At 70.2% G+C, this 7,242-nt stretch carries 8 protein-coding genes; 3 read left to right on the top strand and 5 right to left on the bottom strand.

Annotation, left to right across the window (positions count from 1 at the left end; translation table 11 throughout):
- Positions 1–98: 98 nt before the first annotated feature.
- Positions 99–1,514: a sigma-54-dependent Fis family transcriptional regulator gene (locus F572_RS0100645; protein ID WP_017941506.1), complete on the top strand. Its 1,416-nt coding sequence runs from the start codon at positions 99–101 to the stop codon at positions 1,512–1,514.
- Between the two features lie 89 nt (positions 1,515–1,603).
- Here the strand turns inward: F572_RS0100645 and F572_RS0100640 are convergent, their stop codons facing one another.
- The 5 genes from F572_RS0100640 to F572_RS0100620 all read right to left on the bottom strand — a co-directional run bounded on the left by F572_RS0100640 (position 1,604) and on the right by F572_RS0100620 (position 5,658).
- Positions 1,604–2,275, bottom strand: a complete 672-nt coding sequence (locus F572_RS0100640; protein WP_017941505.1) for a hypothetical protein — start codon at positions 2,273–2,275, stop codon at positions 1,604–1,606.
- Between the two features lie 92 nt (positions 2,276–2,367).
- On the bottom strand, positions 2,368–3,171 hold the full coding sequence (locus F572_RS0100635; RefSeq protein WP_017941504.1) for a class I SAM-dependent methyltransferase: 804 nt from the start codon (positions 3,169–3,171) through the stop codon (positions 2,368–2,370).
- A complete protein-coding gene (locus tag F572_RS0100630; protein ID WP_017941503.1) occupies positions 3,168–4,220 on the bottom strand; it encodes a glycosyltransferase family 4 protein in 1,053 nt (350 codons plus the stop codon). Before F572_RS0100630 ends, F572_RS0100635 begins: the two co-directional genes overlap by 4 nt.
- A 5-nt stretch (positions 4,221–4,225) precedes the next feature.
- A complete protein-coding gene (locus tag F572_RS0100625; protein ID WP_017941502.1) occupies positions 4,226–4,624 on the bottom strand; it encodes a 6-carboxytetrahydropterin synthase in 399 nt (132 codons plus the stop codon).
- A 29-nt stretch (positions 4,625–4,653) separates the two neighbouring features.
- The gene (locus F572_RS0100620) at positions 4,654–5,658 is read right to left on the bottom strand and encodes a zinc-binding alcohol dehydrogenase (protein WP_017941501.1); all 1,005 of its coding nucleotides are present in this window, start codon (positions 5,656–5,658) and stop codon (positions 4,654–4,656) included.
- A 164-nt stretch (positions 5,659–5,822) separates the two neighbouring features.
- Here F572_RS0100620 and F572_RS0100615 point away from each other — a divergent pair, with 164 nt between their 5' ends.
- Together F572_RS0100615 and F572_RS0100610 are read left to right on the top strand one after the other, a co-directional pair.
- On the top strand, positions 5,823–6,599 hold the full coding sequence (locus F572_RS0100615; RefSeq protein WP_017941500.1) for a CDP-alcohol phosphatidyltransferase family protein: 777 nt from the start codon (positions 5,823–5,825) through the stop codon (positions 6,597–6,599).
- Positions 6,592–7,230, top strand: coding sequence for a YceI family protein (locus F572_RS0100610; RefSeq protein ID WP_017941499.1), 639 nt, complete (start codon positions 6,592–6,594; stop codon positions 7,228–7,230). The genes F572_RS0100615 and F572_RS0100610 overlap by 8 nt, the downstream gene beginning before the upstream one ends.
- Positions 7,231–7,242 lie beyond the last annotated feature (12 nt).

Here is a 7,242-nt window from a genome sequence, read left to right as displayed (position 1 = left end):
GGGGTGTTGCAGCCCCTGTCGGGTGTTGCAGCCCCTGTCGGGTGTTGCAACACCCGAGCGTTGCCGCCCGCCCCAAAACAAGAAAAACCGGAGGCAGGATGACCACAACCGAGCTGGCCGAAATCTGTATAAGACACAGTCGAGACCCACACCTGATCAGCGACACCCGGGGCCGGGTGCTGTTCGCCAACCCCGCCTTCCACCAGACCCTGCGAATCCCCCACGACGCCCGGTTGACCCTGGACCAGCTGGGCCCGCTGAACCTGGAAAAACACCTGAAGGAAGCCGCCGTGGCGGCCGGCGACGATGATGCCGACGCCAACAGCACCCCGCATGCGTTGCACTTCTCTCTCATGGCGGAACTGGACGACGAGGCCCTGCCACTGGAGGTGATCAGCCAGCCCCTGCGCCTGAACGACGATGAGCGCGCGCTCCGCCTGATCACCCTGCAGCCGCAACGCCGCCGCACGACCCCGATCGAGACCGTCAGCGAAGATGGCCGAGACGGACTCGATGACAGTCACTTCCACTCCCACGACGCCCACTGCCGACCCACACTGCAATTCGCGCGGCGGGTGGCCGCCAGCGATGTGCGCGTGATGCTGCTGGGCGAATCCGGCACCGGCAAGACGCGTCTGGCGCGCGCCATCCACCAGTCCAGCCATCGCGGCAGCGCCCCCTTCGTCGAGATCAACTGTGCGGCCATTCCCGAGGAGCTCCTGGAATCCGAACTGTTTGGTCACGCGCGCGGGGCCTTTTCCGGCGCGGTCAGTGACCGGATCGGGCGCTTCGAGTCCGCCGACGGCGGCACGCTGTTCCTCGACGAGATTGGGGAGATGAGCCAGCGCCTGCAGGCCAAGCTGTTGCGCGCGGTACAGGACGGCGCCTTCGAACGCGTAGGGGAGAACACCACCCGGCAGGTGGATGTGCGCATCCTGTCCGCATCCAATCAGAACCTGCGCAGCCGCGTGGAGGCCGGCGAATTCCGCACCGACCTGTTCTACCGGCTCGCGGTCGCCACCGTGGAGATCCCGCCGCTACGCGAGCGCCCCCGCGACTTGGCCGCGACCCTGGAGGCCTACGAGGTGCACCACGGCATCCGCATCGCCCCCCACCTGAAGCAGAAGCTCCAGGACCACCCCTGGCCGGGCAACTTCCGCGAGCTGGAAAACGTCTTCGAGTGCCTGAACCTGCACGCCCGCAATGGCCAGGTGGATGACTTCCCGCTGCCCGAGCCGATGCGGGTGGAGTCAGACGCGGGCGAGGCGATCCATGCGCCGCATACCAATGGGTATGACCGGGACCCCACCGTCGGTGCCGAACCGAATGGTTCCCGCACCAACGGGTCCCAATCCAACGGGGCCCGCGACACCCAGGCCAGCGAGCATCCCGAGGCGCGGCGCCTGCGCGAGGCCCTGGTGGCCCATGCCGGCAACCGTTCGCAGACCGCTCGCGCGCTCGGCATGGATCGCAGCACCCTGTGGCGCAAGCTGCATCGCTACCAGCTCGTCTGAATCCCGGAAGTAACCAGGCTCCAAACAAAAAAGGCCCCGAAGGCATCGCCTCCGGGGCCTTTTACGTTCACTCCGGCCTGTGATCCGTCTTAGCGGTACTGCCGCAGGTGGCGCGCGCCATCGCGATGGTGGCGGTCGTAGACAGGCGCCAGACGATCGATCATCGCACGTCGCTCACCGCCCGGCAGCAGGTCCAGGGCGCTGTCCCAGGCACGCATCGCGCCCCGGGCATCGCCCGCGGCATACAGGGCGTTGCCCAGTTCGCCGTACAGGTCGGCGCGCTGCGACGAGGTCGCCGGGATCTCGTCCAGCGCGGTACGCAGGATGGCGGCCGCGGCTTCGGGCCCTTCGCTCCAGTACGCGGCGCGCCCGGCCTCCAGCGCCTCCTGAACCTGCCGCGCGACCTGCTCCTCGCTCACCGGCTCCCCGGACGCTGTCGTGCGCGGCTGTTCCCGCGGATCCGGAATCGGTCGATGCATGTCGTTTCCGTCATCCAGCTCGTAGGGCTCGCCCGTCATCGGGTCCATGTCGCCCTCGGACAGGCGGCCCTCGCGTGGCCGATCGGCGTCCGTGCCCGACCCGGCCGCAGCCGGCTCGTCGTCCGCCACGGCCACGGCTTCGACGTCGTCACCCTCCGGCACTGCCTCCACGCTGGGGGCCAGCACGTCACGTGCCGACCAGGCGATCAGCCACAGCACGATGACGATCAGGATCCACCAGCGATTAAGGAAACTTCTCTGCTTCTTGTCTGCCTGTTCCATGCCTCACCTTTTCCCGTTGTCCCTGTCCGATTCTATCCTGCACGGCTTCGGCGTCCAGTGAAACGGGTACGCCGCCGACAGCAAAACGGCCTTCACGGCCATCCCAGCACATCCCGGTGCCCAACCACCAACTCGACCGCGCCCCGGGCCAGGGAACCCGCCCGCGCCTCGCCCCAGGCCTGCAGCGCCGCTGACCGGTCCGGTGCCACTTCGCTCGCCGCGCGCACCCAGCCGTCGATCAACGCCGTGCCCAGTGCAGCCTGTTCCGCATCGATCCGCCAGTCGCTCGCGCAACTCTCAACGCGATAGCCGAGGGCTTCGAGCTGTGCCGCGCAGGCGACCGCAGCCGCCGGCCCCAGTGCCGGGCCGAAACCCTTGTCGGAACGCTGATGGCGGTTGATCGCATCCTCCAGCTCGGCATCCAGCGGGTGCGGATCGGACCAGCGTATGCGGCCATCAAAGCTCAGCGCGAACAGGACCGTAGCGCCCTGCCCGACGCTGGCCGCCAGCAGCGATGCCAGCCAGTCCTCGGACACGAGATCCAGCAACGCCGCACCCGTGACCAGTGCCTCGCGCCCCGAAAGCGCCGCAACCGGGTCCGCCGCCAGATCGCCCACCCGGCGCTCGATCTCGACCCCGGCCCCGGGTGCAGCGGCCGCCTCCAGTAACCCGGCATCGTGGTCCACCAGTCGCCAGTGCTGCGCTCCCGGCAGACGCGGGGCGAGATAGCGCAGGTTGGAGCCGGTGCCGCTGCCCAGATCGGTCACCTCAAGGGGGCCCGCCCCTCGGGCCCCGCCCAGGGCCGTACGCAAGGTCGCAAGCAGCGCGTCCGGGCGCGCGGCGTGATCGGCCGGCTCGCGCAGCAGCAGCCAGTCGGCGTCGAAGCTTTCCGTCATTGCAGCCAGGCTCCCAGCGTCTGCTCCAGTCCGTCCACCGCGCCCGACCAGTCCGGGCGCTGGACCATGGCCGCCCGCGCGGCCTGCCCCATCTGTTTCCGAACCGTCGAGTCGGCCAGCAGGCCCGAGATGGCATCGGCGAGCGCCTCGACATCACCCGGCGGCACCAGGCGGCCGGCCGCTTCCGGAACCGTACCGGGGATCGCGCCGCCGGTGGTCCCGATTACCGGAAGCCCCCGCGCCATGGCCTCGGTATAGGCCATGCCATAGCCCTCGTAGGCGCTCGGCAGCACAAACACCGAGGCACCCTCGAACCAGGCGTCCAGCGCCGCATCATCACATTCTCCGGCCCACTCGATCCGGTCCGCCAGCCCGGCCCCGGCGATCGCCGCCTCGACCTGCCGCGCGTAAGCCGGGTCCCGCACCCGCGATCCGACGAGCACCGCCCGCCAGCCCCTCGACTCGACCCGTGCCAGGGCCTGCACCAGCTCGAGCTGGCCCTTGCGCGGCACGACCGAACCCACGCACAGCAACAGCGGCGGCTCGCCGGGCGCAGGTCCGGTGGCTGGTGTCCGGCGTTCAACCCCCGGAGGCACGGCCCGCAACCGCTGCGGAGGCACGCCCCAATCCGCCGCCTGCCCGGCCGTGTAGGCACTGGTGGCCACTACGCCGCGGACCTGGCCCAGCGCCTTGCGCTCCCGCGCCAGCAGATCCTCGGCACGCGCAGGCTCCAGGCCGGTCTCCAGCCCCAGCGGGTGGTGCAACAGATAGACCAGGCGCAGACGGTCCGCGTGGCGGGCCAGCACCTCTGGAAAGGCACCGGCCGCCAGGCCATCCAGCAGCACAGCACGGCCATCGGGGAAGCCCGCCAGTGCCGTGTCCAGCGCCGATTCGGCCACCGGGTCGGGGCCGGGAAATGCCCCGTCCAGCTCGCGCACCGCCACCGCCCAGCCACGCGCCCGCAGACCCGCGACCATGCGCGCATCGTAGCGATACCCCCCGGTGCGCTGGTCCAGCGCACCCGGGACCACGACGCCCAGCGCGCACATTCCGCTCAGGGCGCCGCCTCGTAGCTGGCCCAGGCCACGTGCGACTCGTTCAGGGTCACGCAGACAGCATCCAGCCCGCGCGCGGACTCGCCCAGCTCCCCGGCATGGATGGCGCGCGCGACGCGCTGATGCAGCTCGTGGGCCAGGAACTCGGTGGTCGTGTTCTGGCCGCGAAATTCCTCGCGCTCGTCCAGGTTCTGGTAATTCAGATCCGCCAGGAGGGCCTTCACAACCTCGCTGGCGCGGCCGATATCCACCACCAGCCCGTCGCCATCCAGCGTCCGGCGGCGGAAGGTGACATCGACCACGTAGGTCGCGCCGTGGAGCTTCTGCGCCGGGCCGAAAGTCTCGCCGGCAAAGCTGTGGGCAATCATGAAATGGTCACGCACGTTCAGGCTGTACATCGGGTGGTTCCCCGTCTGGAAGTAAAGGATCAGTAGCGGATGCGGTGGCAAAGGGTGCGCCCGGCCTCGGGCCCTGTGACGCGCGCCATCGCCGCTGGCAGGTCGGCGAAGGCATCCTCGCTGGTGATCAGGGCATCGAGTGCCGGCTCGGCCAGCAAGGACAACGCAAGCTCCAGGCGACGACGGTAATCCCAGCGCGCCGCGCGCTCCGGCGGGATGCGCCCCACCTGCGAACTGCGCAGCGTCAGCCGCCGCGAGTGAAACGCCTCGCCCAGTGGCGCCGGCACCGGCTGGTCGCCGTACCAGCTCATCTCCACCACTCGCGCCTCGACCCCGGCCAGCGCCAGGGCCTGCTCCAGCCCGGCCGGGTTGCCGCTGGCGTGCACGACCGCGTCCAGCCCCTGCAGCCCCGGATTCTCCCGCGCCGCATCCGGCGTGCCGATCTCCAGGCCCAGCGCCGTCGCCACGGTCTCGCGCCCGGGGTTGGAGTCGATCAGCGTGACCCGGGTGCCGGGGATCCCTCGCAGCAGCCAGGCCACCAGCAAACCCACCACGCCGGCGCCGATCACCGCGATGCGATCCCCGGGACCCGGCTGCAGGTCCCAGACCGCGTTGATCGCGGTCTCCATGTTGGCCGCCAGCACCGCGCGCGCCGAGGGGACTTCATCCGGGACCGGCACCACGGCAGCGGCCGGCACAACGTAGGCACTCTGGTGGGGATGCAGGCAGAACACCCGCTGCCCGGCCAGCCCCTCCGCCTCGCCACCCGCCTCGACCGTTCCGACGCTGATGTAGCCGTACTTCACCGGCCAGGGAAAGTCGCCCGCCTGGAACGGGGCACGCATCGCCTGGTACTGGCTCTCCGGCACCCGGCCATGGAACACCAGCGCCTCCGTCCCGCGGCTGATCGCCGTGAACTGCGTGCGCACCCGCACCTCGCCCGGGCCCGGCTCCGCCAGCGCCTCCGGGCGCAACTCGCCAGAGCCCGGGCCGGTGACCCAGAAGGCCTTTTCTTCGGGGTTAGTCGTGCTCACCGGGAGCGCCCCGGCAACGGGGTTCGAGGCCACGTCGTCATGCGCGCAGTGTGGGCGAAGCGCGCAGCGAGCGGCAACTCCCGAAGCGCCGTATGGTCGCAAACCCAGGACACCGTTTCCTCGACACTCCCAAGCCCACTGCACCGGAGCGCTACAATCCCCGTATGGAGTCTTCCTCCGCCAAGCCCCTCCCGTCGCGTATCCAGACCGGTCTGCGGGTCTGGGCGCCCGACTGGCTGATCGCCGGCCTGCTGGGACTGGCGGTGACCAGCGCGCTGCTGTGGCATGCGCAGGCCGGCCCCTTGGCGGCTGCCGGCTTCGTCGTGCTGTGGCTGCTGCTCGCCACCCTCCTGGTCGCCCACACACCCGCCGACGGGCTGGCACCCACCATGCGCGGGCCCGGACCGGCCAACCGGGTCACGCTCCTGCGCGCCGCCCTGACCGCGCCGCTGGGCACCCTGATCCTCGCCGCCCCCGCCCCGGATGAGCCGGTGCTGGCGCTCTGGGCAATCGCCCTCGCGGGCCTGGCGCTGGTGCTCGACGGGGCGGACGGCGCCGTCGCACGGCGTACCGGCAGCGCGACGGCCTTTGGGGCGCGTTTCGACATGGAGCTGGACGCGGCCATGATCCTGGCGCTGTCCATCCTCGCCTGGCAGATGACCGCGGTCGGCCCCTGGGTGATCCTGATCGGGCTGATGCGCTACGCCTTCGTGCTGGCCGCCGTGGTCTGGCCCTGGCTGGCGGGCAGCCTGCCGCCCAGCCGGCGCCGCCAGGCGGTCTGCGTGCTGCAGACCGTGGTGCTGCTGCTGATCCTGATCCCCGGCCTGCCCGACCCCGCCGCCATTACCATCGCCCTGACCGGCCTGCTCGCGCTGGGCCTGTCCTTTGCCGTGGACATCCACTGGCTGTACCACCACCGACCGGAGGTGTGTCATGACTGACGCCCGCAACAACCGCTTCTCCACCCGCCTGCGCCGCCTGCTGCTGGGTGGCTTGCTGGCCACGGCCTTCGCCCTGCCCGCACAGGCCCTGGCCGATGCCGACCACTGGGTCATCGACCCGGACCACTTCGCGGTCGGCTTCATGGTCGATCACGCCGGCTATGCCAAGGTCCTGGGAATGTTCCTGGAGGCCGAGGGCGAGTTCACCTTCGACCCGGACTCGGGCGAACTGGAGGGCGGATACTTCGTGGTCCAAACCGACAGCGTGTTCACCAACCACGAGGAACGCGACGATCACCTGCGCAGCGACGACTTCCTGAACGTCGAGGAATACCCGGAGATGCGCTTCACCGCGACACGCTACCAGCCCACCGGCGAGAACACAGGGCGCCTGAGCGGCGGGCTGGAACTGCTGGGCGAGACCCGCACCATCCACCTCGACGTGACCATCAACAAGGTCGGGCGCTACCCATTTCCGCTGGGCGGCCTGTTCGGGCGACCCTATGTGCTGGGGGCCTCGATGCGCGGCAGCTTCGACCGCTCCGACTTCGGCATGACCTATGGCCTGACCCGCGACATCGTCGGCGACGAGATCGAGCTGATCATCGAGTTCGAGGCCCAGCGCCAGTAACGGCCGGCCGAC

It is taken from the genome of Thioalkalivibrio sp. ALE14 (assembly GCF_000376845.1).
Classification (GTDB): Bacteria; Pseudomonadota; Gammaproteobacteria; order Ectothiorhodospirales; family Ectothiorhodospiraceae; genus Thioalkalivibrio.
This window is presented reverse-complemented; position numbering and strand designations above follow the sequence as displayed.